Source organism: Pseudomonas sp. GM21, from assembly GCF_000282215.1.
GTDB lineage: Bacteria > Pseudomonadota > Gammaproteobacteria > Pseudomonadales > Pseudomonadaceae > Aquipseudomonas.
Map to the genome: position 1 here is coordinate 11754 of NZ_AKJS01000111.1, position 15994 is coordinate 27747.

11 protein-coding genes and 1 pseudogene are annotated in these 15994 nt (G+C 60.8%); 5 read left to right on the plus strand and 7 right to left on the minus strand.

The features are described 5' to 3' along the window. Nucleotides 1-264 precede the first annotated feature (264 nt). Nucleotides 265-1374: a DUF3182 family protein gene (locus tag PMI22_RS10810; protein WP_007946874.1), complete on the plus strand. Its 1110-nt coding sequence runs from the start codon at nucleotides 265-267 to the stop codon at nucleotides 1372-1374. Next, nucleotides 1364-2122, plus strand: a complete 759-nt coding sequence (locus tag PMI22_RS10805) for an alpha/beta hydrolase family protein (protein WP_007946875.1) — start codon at nucleotides 1364-1366, stop codon at nucleotides 2120-2122. Before PMI22_RS10810 ends, PMI22_RS10805 begins: the two co-directional genes overlap by 11 nt. 111 nt (nucleotides 2123-2233) lie before the next feature. Here the strand turns inward: PMI22_RS10805 and PMI22_RS10800 are convergent, their stop codons facing one another. The 3 genes from PMI22_RS10800 to PMI22_RS10790 are packed head-to-tail and all read right to left on the minus strand — an operon-like array spanning nucleotide 2234 to nucleotide 5296. After that, a complete protein-coding gene (locus PMI22_RS10800; RefSeq protein ID WP_007946876.1) occupies nucleotides 2234-3220 on the minus strand; it encodes a lysylphosphatidylglycerol synthase domain-containing protein in 987 nt (328 codons plus the stop codon). Further along, nucleotides 3207-4502, minus strand: coding sequence for a cardiolipin synthase ClsB (gene clsB, locus PMI22_RS10795; RefSeq protein ID WP_007946877.1), 1296 nt, complete (start codon nucleotides 4500-4502; stop codon nucleotides 3207-3209). The genes PMI22_RS10800 and clsB overlap by 14 nt, the downstream gene beginning before the upstream one ends. After that, nucleotides 4499-5296 carry an endonuclease/exonuclease/phosphatase family protein gene (locus PMI22_RS10790; protein WP_007946879.1) on the minus strand — a complete coding sequence of 266 codons (798 nt, stop codon included), beginning with the start codon at nucleotides 5294-5296 and terminating at the stop codon, nucleotides 4499-4501. Before PMI22_RS10790 ends, clsB begins: the two co-directional genes overlap by 4 nt. A 370-nt stretch (nucleotides 5297-5666) precedes the next feature. Between PMI22_RS10790 and PMI22_RS10785 the strand changes: the two genes are divergently transcribed. Next, on the plus strand, nucleotides 5667-7793 hold the full coding sequence (locus PMI22_RS10785) for a mechanosensitive ion channel family protein (protein WP_007946881.1): 2127 nt from the start codon (nucleotides 5667-5669) through the stop codon (nucleotides 7791-7793). A gap of 113 nt (nucleotides 7794-7906) precedes the next feature. Here the strand turns inward: PMI22_RS10785 and PMI22_RS10780 are convergent, their stop codons facing one another. Beyond that, nucleotides 7907-12226, minus strand: coding sequence for a DEAD/DEAH box helicase (locus PMI22_RS10780; RefSeq protein ID WP_033049388.1), 4320 nt, complete (start codon nucleotides 12224-12226; stop codon nucleotides 7907-7909). A gap of 238 nt (nucleotides 12227-12464) precedes the next feature. Between PMI22_RS10780 and PMI22_RS10775 the strand changes: the two genes are divergently transcribed. After that, nucleotides 12465-13349 carry a sugar nucleotide-binding protein gene (locus tag PMI22_RS10775; RefSeq protein ID WP_007946883.1) on the plus strand — a complete coding sequence of 295 codons (885 nt, stop codon included), beginning with the start codon at nucleotides 12465-12467 and terminating at the stop codon, nucleotides 13347-13349. Then, nucleotides 13342-14271, plus strand: a complete 930-nt coding sequence (locus tag PMI22_RS10770) for an NAD-dependent epimerase/dehydratase family protein (RefSeq protein ID WP_007946884.1) — start codon at nucleotides 13342-13344, stop codon at nucleotides 14269-14271. Before PMI22_RS10775 ends, PMI22_RS10770 begins: the two co-directional genes overlap by 8 nt. A 111-nt stretch (nucleotides 14272-14382) precedes the next feature. Here the strand turns inward: PMI22_RS10770 and PMI22_RS10765 are convergent, their stop codons facing one another. The 3 genes and pseudogenes from PMI22_RS10765 to PMI22_RS31415 all read right to left on the minus strand — a co-directional run. Then, nucleotides 14383-15084 (minus strand): OmpW/AlkL family protein, encoded by a 702-nt coding sequence (locus PMI22_RS10765; protein WP_007946885.1) that lies wholly within the window; start codon nucleotides 15082-15084, stop codon nucleotides 14383-14385. Nucleotides 15085-15317: 233 nt separating this feature from the next. Then, on the minus strand, nucleotides 15318-15836 hold the full coding sequence (locus PMI22_RS10760; protein WP_007946886.1) for a DUF3299 domain-containing protein: 519 nt from the start codon (nucleotides 15834-15836) through the stop codon (nucleotides 15318-15320). Nucleotides 15837-15847: 11 nt separating this feature from the next. Then, nucleotides 15848-15994, minus strand: a pseudogene (locus PMI22_RS31415) (ABC transporter permease); the annotation flags it as partial.

Genomic DNA, 15994 nt, shown 5'->3' on the forward strand with positions numbered 1-15994 from the left:
CTGGCGATAGCGATCTGGCAGCTACATCTATGTTGAATGTGCTGCCGCCATCGCCAGCAGGCTGGCTCCCACAGAGGGAGAGGGCGTAGCTCAATCGTGCAGAATGCAGGAGATGAAGCAACGGTCGTGCAGATTGAAACAGGCTTGGTGCCATCACCGTTTTCACAACTAACTGATTTTAAGGTTATTTACGGCGCGCCTCGCTTGGCCTGATCTCTGCACCCCTCTTTCTACAATCATCAAACGCCAATTGAAGGGGGACGCATGACCCCAACAAACCGCAAAAAACTGGTGGTCGCCCATTCCGTGCATCCCGATGCACCGCTGCACGAAGTCGAAACCAACCGCGCGCTGGCCCGTTGGCTGGCGCAGATTCTGGGGCTTGAATACGGCGGTAGTTTTGATCAAAAACTGCATGACGGTCGCGATCTTTATGTACTGCCGACCCAGACGCTGGTAGGCGTCGCTGCCGCCCGACAAGTGGGCGTAAGAGGGCCGGAAGATTTGTGGGGCGGTTATGTCGACCACGACTTCATCTGCACCAAGGCCATCAGCCATGGCTTGCTCAACAAAAATGCTTACGCCCCGCCTGGCTGGTCAACGCTGTTCTCCGAGCGCGTACGCAACGTGGTGCTGGATGGCCTCAGCGTGTTCTCACTCGACGATGCGCGACCCGCGGCCGAACACTTGCTTTACAACGGACCGATCCGCCTCAAGCCTGTACACGCTTGCGCCGGACGCGGCCAGGAAGTGATCGAAAGTCTCGACCAGTTCGACGCCATCCTCGCCAGACCCGACGCCAGCAAGTTATTCACCGAAGGCGTGGTGCTGGAACAGGACCTAGGCAATGTGATTACCCACAGTGTCGGCCAGAGTTTTATCGGCGACACCGTGCTGAGTTACTGCGGTGAGCAATACTTGATTGAAGACGGACAGGGCGAGTTGGTGTATGGCGGCTCCAACCTGTTGGTGGTGCCGGGGTATTACGAGGACCTGCTTAAGCTACCCTTGCCTGACGATGTGCGGTTGGCGATCCAGCAGGCGCAGGTGTTCGACAACGCGGCGGATGAGGCCTATCCGGGCTTCTACGCCTCGCGACGCAACTACGACATCGCCCAAGGCCTGGACAGCAACGGCAAACAGCGCAGCGGCGTGCTGGAGCAATCCTGGCGCATGGGCGGAGCCAGCAGCGCGGAAGTGGCGGCGTTGCAGAGCTTCGTCAACGATCCGGGGATGCGCGCAATTCGCGTGTCTTCGGTGGAAACCTACATCGATCAACCGTTACCGGCGGACGCCATCGAGGTGTACCGTGGCCCCGCAGAAAACGGTGATTTTCTCCTCAAGTACGTAACGGTTAAATCCTATGACGGCTAGAAGCGAAACCATTCAGATCGACATCGACGATGAACAGATGAGCGGGACTTTTCTCAGCCCCAAATCGAAGGTGCCCGGTGTGCTGTTTGTGCACGGTTGGGGTGGCAGCCAGGAACGGGATCTGGAGCGGGCCAAAGGCATCGCCGGTCTGGGTTGCGTCTGCCTGACGTTCGACTTGCGCGGCCATACTGGCGGCACTGGAATCCCGCTGACCCGAGTCACCCGTGAAGACAACTTGCGTGACCTGTTGGCGGCGTATGACCGGCTGCTCGCTCACCCGGCGCTCGACACCTCGGCCATCGCCGTGGTCGGCACCAGCTACGGCGGCTATCTGGCCTCGATCCTGACGTCATTGCGTCCGGTGCGCTGGCTGGCGTTGCGAGTTCCGGCACTGTATCGAGACGATCATTGGCACACGCCTAAACGTGATCTGGACAAGATTGACCTGCGCGATTACCGCAGCACGTTGATCCGTGCCGACAGCAACCGGGCGTTGCACGCCTGCTCGAATTTCACGGGTGACGTGCTGCTGGTTGAATCCGAGACCGACGATTATGTACCCCACGCGACCATCATGAGTTACCGCGCGGCCTGCCAGCAGACCCACTCTCTGACTCACCGGATTATCGATGGCGCGGATCACGCCCTGAGCGAGCCTGTTTCACAGCAGGCGTACACCTCGATCCTGGTGGACTGGATTACCGAAATGGTTGTGGGTGAGCGGTTGAGCATTATTCAATCGACTTGAGATTTTCAGTGTTCTTTCGACTATCGCGAGCAGGCTCGCTCCCACAGTCAGACCGCGATCCAAATGTGGGAGCGAGCCTGCTCGCGATAGCGCCCTCACAGTCACCATCGATCACTTGGGTTTCCTGGAAATTCGCAACGACTTGGCCTTGGCCTCCACCAGCAGATACATCACCAGCGTAATCAACAGCGGCAAGATGAAGTAAATCGCCCGATACGCCAGCAACCCCGCCACCAGACTGCCCCGCGAAGCCTCATGTTGCAGCAACGCCACAAACACCGCTTCCAGCACGCCAAGCCCCGCCGGAATGTGTGTGATGACCCCGGCAATGGCGCTGATCAACAACACCCCCAGCACCAGCGGGTAGTCCAGCTTGCTCGGCAACAAAGTAAAAATCACCGCCGCCATCAACGACCAGTTCAGTGCCCCCAGTGCCAGTTGCAGCACCGCCATGCGCAGAGAAGGCAGGTTGATTTCCACCCCGCGAATGGCCCACTCCCGACGCCTGGAAAATCGACAGGCGGCCAGATAGCCCGCGCTCACCAGCAGCAACAACACGCCCACCCCTTGTAATGCACCGGTACTCAGTTTCCAGCCCGGCGGCATGCGCACCAGTCCGCTGCTGAAAACGGTGCCGGCAATCACCATGTAGCCGAACCAATTGGTCGCCAGGCTCAAACCGAGAATTTTTGCGATGTTGCTCTTGCTCACCCCCAGCCGTGAGTACAGCCGATAGCGCATGGCGATGCCACCCACCCACGCACTCAGATTGAGGTTGAAGGCATAGCTGATGACCCCCACCGGCAGGATCTGTTTCCACGTCAAATCCTGGCGAATGTAGGTGCGGCCGATCAGATCGAAACTGGCGTACACCAGAAAACTCAGCAGCGTCAGCCCCGCGGCGATGACCAATGTGCGCGACTTGAAATTGGCCAGGGTGTGGAACACTTCATCCCATTCGATGCGCTGGGCGAGCATCGTCAACAGGACGATCAGCGCCAGGAAAAACAGCATCGTCAACGGTCGTTTCCAGCGGCTCCAGCGAGACTTTCCCGGGCGCTCGGCGTGGGTGGTCGAATGGACTTCAGCGTGGGGCATGTTCATCACTCCCGGCCGGCTTGATGAAGGCTTTCAAGCGCGGCTTGTGTGCCGGCATCCAACCCGCCCAGGCCGGGAAATGGCGCAGGACGTGAAACACCAGAAAGCCGACCGTCATGTGCCAGATTCGTCCGCGCGGTGCGGTGTCGACGCACATGGCTTTGCAGTGATTATCGCTCAGGTGTTCAAGCCGTTCGAACAGCGTGCGGTTGAACGCACGGTCGCGGATCAACACATTGGCTTCCAGGTTCATGGACAGGCTCAACGGGTCGAGGTTGCTTGAACCGACGGTGCTCCAGTCCTCGTCGACCAGCGCGACTTTGCCGTGCAGCGGCCGCTCGCAGTATTCGTGAATCTGCACGCCCGCCTTGAGCAGATAGTCATAGGTCATGCGCGCAGCAAGTTTGGCCACCAGCATGTCCGGCTGGCCCTGCAGAATCAGGCGCACATCGACGCCACGGCGTGCTGCGTTGCGGATCTCGCGCAGCAAGCGATAACCGGGAAAGAAGTAAGCGTTGGCGATCACCACCCGGCGCTTGGCAGTGCGCAGCACCAACCGGTAAACCTCTTCGATATCCGTGCGATGGTCACCATTGTCGCGGTACACCAGCCGAACCTGGCCGTCATGATCGTTGACGGCCAGTTCCGAACGCCGTTGGCGGCGTCGCTGCCACCAGTATTTGGCGCGGGCCGGGCGACCGCATTGCAACAGCGCGAAGTGATGAATGTCGGCCACTGCCGGGCCTTGCACTTCAACGGAGTAATCCTGTTTGGCCTCGGGGCCGAAGTCGCCCAAGTGGTCGGCGGAAAAGTTGATCCCGCCGATGAAGGCAATCGTTCCATCGACCACGACGATCTTTCGGTGCAGGCGGCGGAACCAGTTAGTGCGAATGCCCAGACGCTTAGGCGCGGGGTCGAATATCTGGATGTGCACACCGGCTTCGCTCATCGCGGCCAGGAACTCGGTGCTCAATTCGCCGCAGCCAAATCCGTCGAGACTGGCGGTGACTCGCACACCGCGCCGGGCGGCGTCGATCAACACTTGCTGCATCTCGTTACCGACCTTGTCCTCGAACACAATAAACGTTTCCAGGAGGATTTCAGTCTTGGCCTGGCGCATGGCCTCGAACACCCGTGGGAAATACTCTTCACCGTTTTCCAGCAACTCGACCCGGTTGTTGCCTTGCCAGCCATAGTTGACATCGACCACGCCGGGTTTGCCGGTCGTCCGGGGGGCCGCAGAGTGCTCCACGCTGGTTTTTTCCATCGACGGGATGCTCATAGCTCGATCTCCACCGATAGCGGTGCGTGGTCGGAAAGGTGTGACCACGGGCGTGCAGCCAATACCTGCGGACGGCTGGCCTTGAGGTTGCGTACGTAAATGCGGTCGAGTCGTAATGCCGGCATTCGTGCGGGAAAACTGCGTGCCGGTTTGCCATGATGTTCGGCGAACACTTCGCGCAGACCACAGGGTTTGAGCAGCACATCGGCCCGCTGGCGCCAGTCATTGAAATCTCCGGCAACGATCACCGGCACATCATCCGGCAACTCCGAAAGGCGTCGGCTCAACAGTTTGAGCTGTTCGGTTCGATGGGTTTCGCGCAGCCCCAGGTGCACGCAGATGGCGTGAATTTCCTGGCCGTCACCGGGCAGACGCAGCACGCAATGCAGGATGCCGCGGTTTTCATGGCCGCTGATTGAGACGTCCAGGTTGTCGTGGCGAATGATCTGGAATTTCGACAGCAACGCATTCCCATGATCACCCGCCGGGTAGACCGCGTTGCGGCCATAGGCAAACTGTGGCCACAGGGTGTCGGCAAGGAATTCGTATTGCGGTACCGCCGGCCAGTTGCTGTAGCGCGTGGGATGCTGTTCATGGGCACCGTGGACTTCCTGCAAGAACACCACGTCGGCAGACACACTGCGCACTGCTTCGCGCAACTCTGGCAGGATGAAACGCCGGTTCAGCGCGGTAAAACCTTTATGTGTGTTGACCGTCAGTACCGTGAAGCGGCGCACGGCGGCGAGGGTTGGCGACGGATCATCGGCGGCGTCGAGCGGCTCGGAAACGTTCATGGCCGCAATCCTTCGGCCAAGGATTCGCTGGATGCGAAGAAGCTTGCCAGTGGGTGATGGACGTCCCGCAGGCGTTTGAACCCGCCTGAACTACTTATTTGAATCGCCGCCATGTCACCTCCCGCTTGATGGTCTTCGCGCAGCCCGTCTTTTGATGACTGCCAGGGGAGGGAGAAAGTTTCGACGGGGCTACGGACGGTACAGCCCTACACAATTTACCTGTGGGAGCGATGTCTGGCCGCAACTGATCAGCCGGCTGCAATAATCGAAGATTCGAGACCTTCAAGGCGCTTAGCCGATTTACGCTTGTAGGCGCGGCCGAAGGCTGCGATCTTTCGCCTACTACGACTATTCAAAAGGAGCACTGCGTTTGCATCAGTTCAAGACTGCGATACTGCTGGCGCTACTGCTCATGACAGCTAGCGTCGGCCTGCAAGCGGCGGCGATACCGGGCTTGCCGGCGACCAGCACCGCCGCGACACCAGCGGCCCACCCGCAGCCGTTGGTCCAGGGTGGATTGCTGGGGGCGATCAGTTCGAGCATCGATGAGGTCGAGGGTAAACTTGATCTCAACGAGGAACTGGTCGATGCCTGGCGTCTGCGCGCAGATCGCGCAGCCGATGAAGTCGATCAACTGGTCAATCATCCATCGGCGCGTTCCAGCTGGAGCGTGGCGGGGGATTTCCTGCTGTTGTCCGGCGTGTGGGCGGGTGTCTTTGCATTGCTCTGGCTGCTTGGCGGGCTGCTGGCCACGCGTCTGAGCCGGCATCGTTTGTTGCTCACCCGCGAACGCGGTCGGGCAGTGCTCGGTTATGCCTTGCCTTACAGCATTCCGGCGCTGGTGAGCCTGCCGTTGACGATCATTGTCAGCCACTACTTGCCAGTGTCCGCCGGCCGGGCCCTGGCATTGTGTTTCGCCTATGCCACCAGCAGCGGCATCTTCGCCGCCTCGCTGGTGCTGACATTGGTGGTCCTGTTCAATGCCGGCCACAAACGCCGTGCGGTGCAGATCCTTCGTCAATTCAGCCCACGGCCGTTGTTTGCAATCGGCTTTCTGGTTGCCATCAGCGATGCTTTGACCAGTCCGCAGATTGCCCATCAGTTGGGCAGCAATCTCACCAGCAGCGTGGCGGTATTGACCGGTCTGGGCGCCTCGATGGCCTTTGGTCTGCTGGTGATCAAAATGCGCCGGCCGGTCGCGCATCTGATCCGCATTCTGCCGCTGGCCCAGCGCCTCAAACAGCCGGCATTGCGCGAGACGTTGCGGATTTTTTCCGGCCTGTGGTACTGGCCGATCCTGTTGATGGTGATGGTCTCGGTCATCAATCTGGTCAGCATCAGCGATGACAATCAGCAGGTGCTGCGCAGCGCATTGTTCACCACCGTCTTGTTGATTGCGACGGTGTTTCTCAGCACGTCACTGCATCACCTTTTCAAGTCCCGCAGCGAGCAAGCGGCGCGTCGCAGCAATGCCTACAAAGAGCGTTTTCTGAGCCTTTCACACGCGTTGCTACGGATCGGCATGGCGATTGTGTTCATCGATATCCTGGGGCGGATCTGGGGGGTGTCACTCCTGGAATTCGCGATGAGCAATACGGTCGGGCGAGCGATCAGTGATTCGCTGGGCCGCATCGGTTTGATTTTCCTGGTGACCTGGATGGTCTGGGTGGTGCTCGACACGACGATTCAGGAAGCCCTGAAGCCACCGGTCAACAAACGCTCAGCACGCCAGCCAAGTACGCGGGTGAAAACCATCCTGCCGCTGCTGCGCAATGCGATCAAAATCCTGCTGGTGGTGATCTGTGCGATCACCACCATGGCTAACCTTGGGATCAACGTCGCGCCGTTTCTGGCCGGCGCCGGGGTGGTGGGGCTGGCCATCGGTTTCGGCTCCCAGCAACTGGTGCAGGACGTCATCACCGGGTTGTTCATCATCATCGAAGACACCTTGTCGATTGGTGATTGGGTGGTGCTCGATTCCGGGCATGCCGGCACGGTCGAAGGCCTGACCATCCGCACCCTGCGTCTGCGCGATGGCAAGGGCTTTGTGCACTCGGTGCCGTTCGGCCAGATCAAGGCCGTGACCAACCAGTCCCGGCAATTCGCTTATGCGTTCTTCTCGGTGCAGTTCAGCTACGACACCGATGTCGACAAGGCGATTGAATTGATCCGCGAAGCCGGGCATTCGATCAGCGACGACCCGTTTCTCAAGTACAACCTGCAAGGGCCACTGGACGTATTCGGCGTCGACAAAATGGACCTCAATGGCGTGGTGCTGACGGCGCAGTTCCGCACCGTGTCGGGAGGTCAATACGCGGTGAGTCGGGCATTCAACCAGCGTTTGAAAAAGCTTGTGGATAACTGCCCGTGGGTGCATTTCGCGCAGACTTATCCACAACAGGTTTTGATGCCCAAGCGGCAGGTGGATGAGCAGGATGACGAAGTGGCGATGGAGCATTCGGCGGTGTTGATGCCGGATCAGCCGCGTACCCAGTGACTCTTCAGATCGTTCCCACGCTCTGCGTGGGAATGGCCTCACCGGACGCTCCGCGTCCGCTCTTGAGACGCAGAGCGTCTCTGGTTGCATTCCCACGCGGAGCGTGGGAACGATCAGTGGCGAGTCAACTTACTACGTATTTCAATAGCTGCTTGCTGATCCAGCTCCAGCCAAAAGTGTTGCTTGCCGGCAATCTCCGCCGCCGCCGGAATTCCATCGCGGTACACCAACCGATTACTCGCCAACGCCGGTACTTTCGCACCGGGTAACAGCGTTCCGGCAAGGTTCAGCGGGTCAACCCCGCACACCGCGATCAAACTCCCGTCATGGGGTCGCCTACGTACTTCACGCAGCAGTGGAATGGCCTCGGGCAATGCAAACTGTTCACCGGCCAAGCCACTGACAAACCGCCCGCCGCGTATCTCGCCCCGAGCCTCCAGCCGGTGAAATGTACGCAGCAATTCGCGCCAGCTCGGCAACCAATCCGCCTCACGTTCCAGCAGCCGCCAGAACACCACGCCATAACGCCGCAACAGGGTCATGGCGATGTGTTCCAGTGTCTCCGTCGGTGTCGGTGTCGGCGCTGGACGTTGGCTATCCACAACCGGCGCGGCCGGCCGGCGGCGTAACAAGGCCCAACGTCCGGCGTCGTCCATCCCGCCGACAAACGCCCCACGCCCGCGTCGACTGCTGCGACTCTGGCGTTTGCTGGCCGGGGTAATCAGTGCCCGCAATCCGGCGAAGCTATCGGCGTTCACCAATCCGGCCCCGACAAGCTCCTGCAAGGCGATTTCCAGTTCCGAGCGCAGCAGATGAGCTTCATGAATCAGTTCATCGAAAAACAGCGCGCCGTGTTGGCTGAGCGCCTCATGAACCTTTTGTGTTTTGGGTGACAGTTCGCTGACCGGTGTCTGCTCGGTCAAGCCGCTCCACAACCCAACCTGACTGCGCGGCAACAACAGAATCGGCGTGCTGCGCAATGCCGTGCCGGCTCCTTTGTTGCGCGCGGTCAGGCGTGTCCAGACCAGTTTGCCGCTGCGGCACAGATCATCCAGCCACCCCGGCGAGTAATCTTTGATTCGCGCCGACAGAATGTCGCTGTCCCAGGCTGAGGCAGCGGCGGGGTAGCCTTCGAACTGACCGACGATGGAGGGCAACACCGCGCTGCCCTGGCCTTGAGTCGCCGCCGACAGGTGTTGCCAGTCGAACAGAAAACGCATGAAATCCTGCAACGCCACCGGCTCGATTTCCCGCCGCAAGCGCTTGACCGTGTAACGGTGAATGCGCGCCAGCAGATGCCGTTCGCACCATTCCTCCCCTGCGCCGGGCGTGAAGCGGTCGCGCAACACATAGCCTTCGCGTTCCAGTTGCGCCAACGCCTGGGTGACCTGATTCGCTGGCAATCCAAGTGGTTCGGCAATCGCGGTGAGCGGCAGCGGGCCAAACGCGCTGAGTCGTGCGCGGATCACTTCAAGCACGGCTTCCTCTGGCGCCCAAACCTCATCGAAACCGGGCAACGCTTGCAGCGCCGGCAACAAAGTGGCCTGTGGATAAATCGCCTGCAAGCAGGTCAGCCGCTCCAGTGCCAGCCACAATGATTGCCCGGCGTTGATCTGCAAGCGGCTGACGCGACCGCTGTCGGCCAGGGCGTTCAGCCAGTCGAGCCAGTGCGCATTAGTCTGGGCCTCGGCATCGGTGATGCACGCAAGACTCATCAACGCCTCATGCATTTCATCGACGCCAGTGGGTGCCGGCCAGGCCTCGTCGCGTACCGCTTGAATCGCGTCGGCATCCAGCGCTCCGAGGTCGTCGGTGGACTGTGGATCGGTCCAGCGTCGGTTGAGCACCGCTTGCGTGCGGCGTTCTTCCAACGGCGCATCGTCGAGAAAGGTGTAGGGTCGGGCGCTGAGGATTTCCGCCGCCAGCGGCGACGGCGCTGGCAGATCACGGCTGATCAGCCGCACGTCGCCACGTTCCATGCGCCGCAGCAACGCCAGCCAGCCTTCGCTGTCCATCGCCTCGTGCAGGCAATCGTCGAGGGTCTGTTCCACCAATGGATGGTCGGGAATTTCACGTTCACCGGCGAGGTTTTCCACGCAGGCAATCTGATCAGGAAAGACGCTGGCGATCAGGTCTTCGCTTTTCATCCGCTGGATCTGCGGCGGGACTTTACGTCCGCCGCTGTAGCGCGCAAGGGCCAGGGCGACGCCGGCGTTCCAGCGCCAGCGCACACCGAACAGCGGTGCGTCGAGCACCGCTTGAATCAGGATATGTTCGGCGCTGTTACTGTGCAGGTAGCGCCAGACGTCATCGAGTTCAAAACTGTGGCTGGTGGACAGCGACAGCACGATCGCGTCTTCGCTGGCGGCGGCCTGCAATTCGAAGTTGAAGGTGCGGCAGAAACGCTTGCGCAGGGCCAGGCCCCAGGCGCGGTTGATGCGGCTGCCGAACGGGGTGTGGATGATCAGTTGGGTGCCGCCGGACTCGTCGAAAAAGCGCTCCATCAGCAGCGTGTCCTGTGACGGCAGGGCACCCAGCGTCAGGCGCGCCCGGGCGAGATAATCGATCAGTTGCTCGGCGCTGGCGACGTTCAGGCCGAGTGTGTCGGTCAGCCAGTCGAGGGCCGGTTGCAGGTTGCCTGGCGTGGCGCCGAGCAAGTCGTCGAGGTGCGCTTGCAAGCGAGCAACGGCAAACGATAATTCCGCGCTGCGCCCCGGTGCTTCACCCAGCCAGAAGGGAATGGTCGGCGGCTGGCCTTGAGCATCTTCGACCCGGACCTTGCCAGTTTCGACCCGCAGGATTCGGTACGAGGTATTGCCCAACTGGAACACGTCCCCGGCAATGCTCTCCACCGCAAAGTCTTCGTTGACGCTGCCGATGTTCAGCCCTTGGGGCTCCAGCAAAACGCTGTAGTCGGCGTTGTCCGGAATCGTCCCGCCGCTGGTTACGGCGGTCAATTTGGCGCCCCGGCGACCGCGCAAGGTGCGGGTGACCGCGTCGCGGTGCAAGTAAGCGCTGCGCATGCCCTGTCGACTGTTGTAGCCCTCGGCGAGCATGTGCAGCAGCGCCTGATAATGTTTTTCGTCGAGTTCGGCATAGGGTGAGGCGTTGCGAAATATCTTCAGCAGCGCTTGCTCTGGCCATTCCTGGCAACTGACCTCGGCAATGATTTGTTGCGCGAGTACGTCCAGCGGCGCTGTGGGAATCTGCAGTGTGTCGAGTTCGCCGCGCCGAACACAATCGAGCAGCGCGGTGCATTCGATCAGGTCGTCGCGGGTGGTGGCGAACAAGCGGCCCTTGGGCGTACCGCCGACCTGGTGCCCGGAACGGCCGACCCGTTGCAGAAACCCTGAAATCGAACGCGGCGAAGCGATTTGGCACACCAGGTCGACGTCGCCAATGTCGATACCCAGTTCCAGCGAAGCGGTGGCGATCAGCACTTGCAGGTCGCCGCGCTTGAGCCGTTGTTCGGCGTCCAGACGAAACTCCTTGGCCAGGCTGCCGTGGTGGGCGGCCACTGCCTCCTTGCCGAGGCGTTCGCTCAGGTGCCGGCTCAAGCGCTCGGCAAGACGCCGGGTATTGACGAAAATCAGCGTGGTCCGGTGTTCGCGGGCGAGGGTGGCGAGGCGGTCGTAGACCAGTTCCCACACGTCATTGGCCATGACCGCCGACAACGGCACGGGCGGGACTTCGATGTCCAGATCCCGTGGGCGGGCGTGGCCGATGTCGACGATCTCGCAGGGACGGTCGCGACCCACCAGAAAGCGCGACACCGTTTCGATGGGTTTTTGCGTGGCGGACAGGCCAATGCGCACCAGCGGTTCCGCACACAGCGCCTGCAACCGTTCAAGGCTCAGGGCCAAATGGCTGCCGCGTTTGCTGGCGGCGATGGCGTGGATTTCATCGACGATCACCGTGCGCGCAGTGCCGAGCATCTGTCGGCCGGAGTCGGAGCCGAGCAGCACGTAAAGGGATTCCGGGGTGGTCACCAAAATGTGCGGCGCGGTCTTGCGCATGGCCGAGCGATCTTTCTGCGACGTGTCGCCGGTGCGCACGGCGGTGTTGATCTGCAAGGGGGGCAAGCCCATCACCCGTAATTGCTCGGTGATCCCGGCGAGCGGGTTTTGCAGGTTGATCTGAATGTCGTTGGACAAGGCCTTGAGCGGCGAGACATAGACCACCAGGGTTTCGTCAGGCAGCCCGTCGTCGGTTTCCAGGCCCCGGTGAACCAGTTCGTCGATAACGGCGAGGAACGCGGTGAGGGTTTTGCCGGACCCGGTGGGCGCGGCGATCAGGGTCGAGCGCCGCTGACGAATCAACGGCCACGCCCGGGCCTGGGCGGCGGTGACCGTCGGGAAGGTGTTGCTGAACCAGGCGCTGACGGCGGGGTGGAAGCCTGCCAGGGCGCTGTCCGTCGGGATTGGCAGATTCATGGGGGCAGTTATGCGGGTGGGGGAATGAAGTTGCAAGTACCGCTCAAGACCTTCGCCGACCTCCAGGGCCTCTTCGCGGGCCAGTAGCAGCACCACAAATCCCGGCGATCTACACTTTACGGATGACGGTTGCGCACTAAACCCGCAAAATGCAACGATTCCAGAAATTATCAACGACATTGCCCGCGGGCGATGTCGATAAAGCCATCGTTCCAACCAGACTGGGCCTGCTGACTCTATGCGAATGCGCCTTATGTTACTGGGCGGCGGAAATGCCCTTGGGCAGGCGCTGATTCGCCTCGGTGCGGAGGAAGACATCGGCTTCCTCGCCCCCCGCCCCCCGCAAGACGGCTGGGATGCCGCGAGCCTGACGCAATTGCTCGACGACACCCGCCCGGACGCGTTGATCAATCTCGCCTACTACTTCGACTGGTTTCAGGCGGAAGCGGTCAGCGAGCAACGTCTGGCCGGGCAGGAGCGTGCGGTCGAGCGTCTGGCCGAACTGTGCCAGCATCACAACATCGTTCTGCTGCAACCCTCCAGCTATCGTGTGTTTGATGGCTCCCGTGCCACCGCTTACAGCGAAAAAGACGAACCGGTTCCGCTGGGGCTCCGCGGCCAGGCGTTGTGGCGTATCGAGAAAAGCGTCCGCGCGACCTGCCCGCAGCACGTATTGCTGCGTTTCGGCTGGTTGCTCGATGAAAGTCCTGACGGCACGCTCGGACGTTTCCTCGCGCGGGCCGAGACACCTGACGAACTGCTGTTGGCCGACGACCGCCGGGGCAACCCGACACCGGTCGACGATGCGGCCCGTGTGATCATCTCGGTGCTCAAACAACTCGATTGTGCGGCACCGCTGTGGGGCACCTATCATTACGCCGGCCATGAGGCGACCACGCCGCTGGCACTGGGTCAGGCTATCCTGACCGAAGCACGCAGCCTGCATCCGCTGGCTGTTGAAGCGCCGACCGCCCAGGCTCACGCCACGCGTCCGGATGCCGCCGAAGAACCGCAACACGCGGTGCTGGCCTGCAAGAAAATTTTGCACACGTTCGGGATCAAACCTCGCGCCTGGCGCGCCGCACTCCCGGGCCTTCTGGATAGGTTTTATCGCCATGGCTGACGGCCCTGTTTTAATCACTGGCGGTGCCGGTTTTATCGGCTCGCACCTGACCGATGCCCTGCTCGCCAAGGGGCATTCGGTGCGCATTCTCGATGACCTGTCCACCGGCAAACGCAGCAACCTGCCACTGGATAACCCCAACCTCGAACTGATCGTAGGTGATGTCGCCGACACTGCTTTGGTGGCTCAGGCGATGGTCGGTTGCAGCGCCGTGGCGCACCTGGCCGCGGTGGCCTCCGTACAGGCCTCGGTGGTTGACCCGGTGAAGACTCACCAGAGCAATTTCATCGGTTCGCTGAATGTCTGCGAAGCCATGCGCCAGGCCGGCGTCAAACGCGTTCTGTTCGCCTCCAGTGCGGCGGTTTACGGCAACAATGGCGAGGGTGAATCGATCGACGAAGAAACGCCCAAATCGCCTTTGACGCCTTACGCGGTGGACAAGCTGGCCAGCGAGCACTACTTCGAATTCTACCGTCGCCAGCATGGGCTGGAGCCAGTGATTTTCCGCTTCTTCAACATCTTCGGCCCGCGTCAGGACCCGTCCTCGCCGTATTCCGGGGTGATCAGCATTTTCAGCGAGCGGGCCCGCCAGGGCCTGCCGATTACCGTGTTCGGTGATGGCGAGCAGACGCGCGATTTCGTCTACGTCGAGGATCTGATTGAGCTGTTGGTGCAGGCCATCGAAAAGCCGCACGTTGAAGCCGGGGCAGTGAATGTCGGCTGGAACCAGGCGACCAGCCTTAAGCAAATGCTGCAGGCGCTGGAAGCTGTGCTCGGTGAGTTGCCGCCCATCAGCTACGGCCCGGCGCGCTCTGGCGATATTCGCCATTCACGGGCGAACAATCGGCGTTTGCTGGAGCGCTTTACCTACCCGGCGCAGACACCGATGAGTGTTGGCCTGGCGCGGTTGTTGGGGCGCTGAGATGTTCGCGGCCACAAAAAAGGCGCCCTTGAAAGGCGCCTTTTTTGTGGCCGGTATTCGCTTCTATGGCGCTGTCTACAACGGCCAGGTTCACCACCACGTGAACGTACTTTAGAACTTGTAACCCAAACCAACCATATAAACGAACGGGTCTACGTCCACATCGACTTTGGCCCGGGTGCCCGGCGCAATCGCGTGGTTTTCAACGGTCGCGGTGGTGTCGATGTCGATGTAGCGCACCTGGGCGTTGATCAGGATGTTGTCGGTGATCATGTAGTCAGCACCCACCTGAAACGCCATGCCCCACGAGTTGTCCGCTTCGAAGTTGCTGAAGCCCTTGGCCTGTGCTTCGCTGCCGACGCTTTCGTCGTAGATCACGGTGTAGTTGATGCCGGCGCCGAGGTACGGTTGGAAAGCGGACTTCGAGTCCAGCGGGTAGTACACGACGCTCAAGGTCGGTGGCAGCTGTTTAATGGTGCCGAGTTTACCGTTGGCCGCTGAGCCCAGGGCGGTGCCTTTGAGTTTCACGTCATGCTCGAACGGGGTGGCCGCCAGCAATTCGATCCCCCAGTGGCTATTGAACATGTACGCGAAGTTCAGACCCAGCTGCGTGTCGCTGCTCAGGGTGGCTTCACCACCCAGGTCAGCACCGGCCAGCGGGCCTTGGTCGACCTTGACGCTGGAGCTGTCGCCTTTTGGGTCCACGGTGATTGCACCGGCACGAATAAGGATATCGCCAGCCTCGAAGGCATGGGCGAGCGGGGCTGTGAGCGCGAGGGCCAACAGCGAAGTGCTGAGCAGGGACTTGTGCATGGAGACTCCAAAGGTCGTAATAAATTTTCGTTGTACCGATAGTACAAGGTAGCTTGCTACGGACTTTTGACTCAGCTCAATGAAACGGTAATGGGGGTTTTTGTGTGTATTTGAGGACCCCACCGCGAGCAGGCTCGCTCCCACAAGGTTCAGGTGATCCCTGTGGGAGCGACGGTGCGACGATTCGACCTGCGCGCGATAGCTATCTTATGTGCAATACACAATTGCCGGATTCACTCCGGCAATTCATACACATAAATCTTGTCCGCCTCCATCTGATACCCCGCATCCGCCAGCTCACTGGTCGATGCCTTGACCTGCATCGCCCCCTCGATCCAGTAAGGCTGATACAGCTCATCCAGCTTCACGCCGATTTCGCTTTTCACATGCACGATCTGGTTCGACGGCGGTGGCGGGACGTGGATGCACGCGCCGAAATACGGCACCAGCAGAAACTCCGTGGTACGACCGTCTTCACTGACTTCCAGCGGCACAATGTAGCCCGGCAGGCGAATATTCTGACCATCAAGGTCCTTCACCACGGGCGCATTCGGCATGTCCTGTCTGGCGGCGGGTGCCGACTCGGCAGACAGCGTGCTGCTCATCTGCGACAAGTCGTGCAGGGGCGTCATGTTCGGCACTTCCGGTGCGGCATCCGGCGGGATCATTTCCGACCAGGTCAGGTCTTTCGGCTCGGCCGCCCACACGGGCAGGGCGACCAGCATCAGCAGCGCAAGCAAGGCGCGGGGCATGTTCAACGTCCTCATAGTCGGATCGACAGGCCATCGGCCAACGATTGGCGATACGCGCGCCAGGCCGGCACGCTGCCCATCAGCAAGGCGGCGGCAAGGATGCCACCGAGCAGCGTCCATTCATACTCGCTCGGCCACGCCAGTGGCAGGTACAAGCC

Bases quoted from the DNA above. Each gene is read 5' to 3' on its own strand.
- PMI22_RS10810 (WP_007946874.1), top strand. From the start codon at position 265: ATGACCCCAACAAACCGCAAAAAACTGGTGGTCGCCCATTCCGTGCAT.
- PMI22_RS10805 (WP_007946875.1), top strand. From the start codon at position 1,364: ATGACGGCTAGAAGCGAAACCATTCAGATCGACATCGACGATGAACAG.
- PMI22_RS10800 (WP_007946876.1), bottom strand. From the start codon at position 3,220: ATGCCCCACGCTGAAGTCCATTCGACCACCCACGCCGAGCGCCCGGGA.
- clsB (WP_007946877.1), bottom strand. From the start codon at position 4,502: ATGAGCATCCCGTCGATGGAAAAAACCAGCGTGGAGCACTCTGCGGCC.
- PMI22_RS10790 (WP_007946879.1), bottom strand. From the start codon at position 5,296: ATGAACGTTTCCGAGCCGCTCGACGCCGCCGATGATCCGTCGCCAACC.
- PMI22_RS10780 (WP_033049388.1), bottom strand. From the start codon at position 12,226: ATGAATCTGCCAATCCCGACGGACAGCGCCCTGGCAGGCTTCCACCCC.
- PMI22_RS10775 (WP_007946883.1), top strand. From the start codon at position 12,465: ATGCGAATGCGCCTTATGTTACTGGGCGGCGGAAATGCCCTTGGGCAG.
- PMI22_RS10770 (WP_007946884.1), top strand. From the start codon at position 13,342: ATGGCTGACGGCCCTGTTTTAATCACTGGCGGTGCCGGTTTTATCGGC.
- PMI22_RS10765 (WP_007946885.1), bottom strand. From the start codon at position 15,084: ATGCACAAGTCCCTGCTCAGCACTTCGCTGTTGGCCCTCGCGCTCACA.
- PMI22_RS10760 (WP_007946886.1), bottom strand. From the start codon at position 15,836: ATGCCCCGCGCCTTGCTTGCGCTGCTGATGCTGGTCGCCCTGCCCGTG.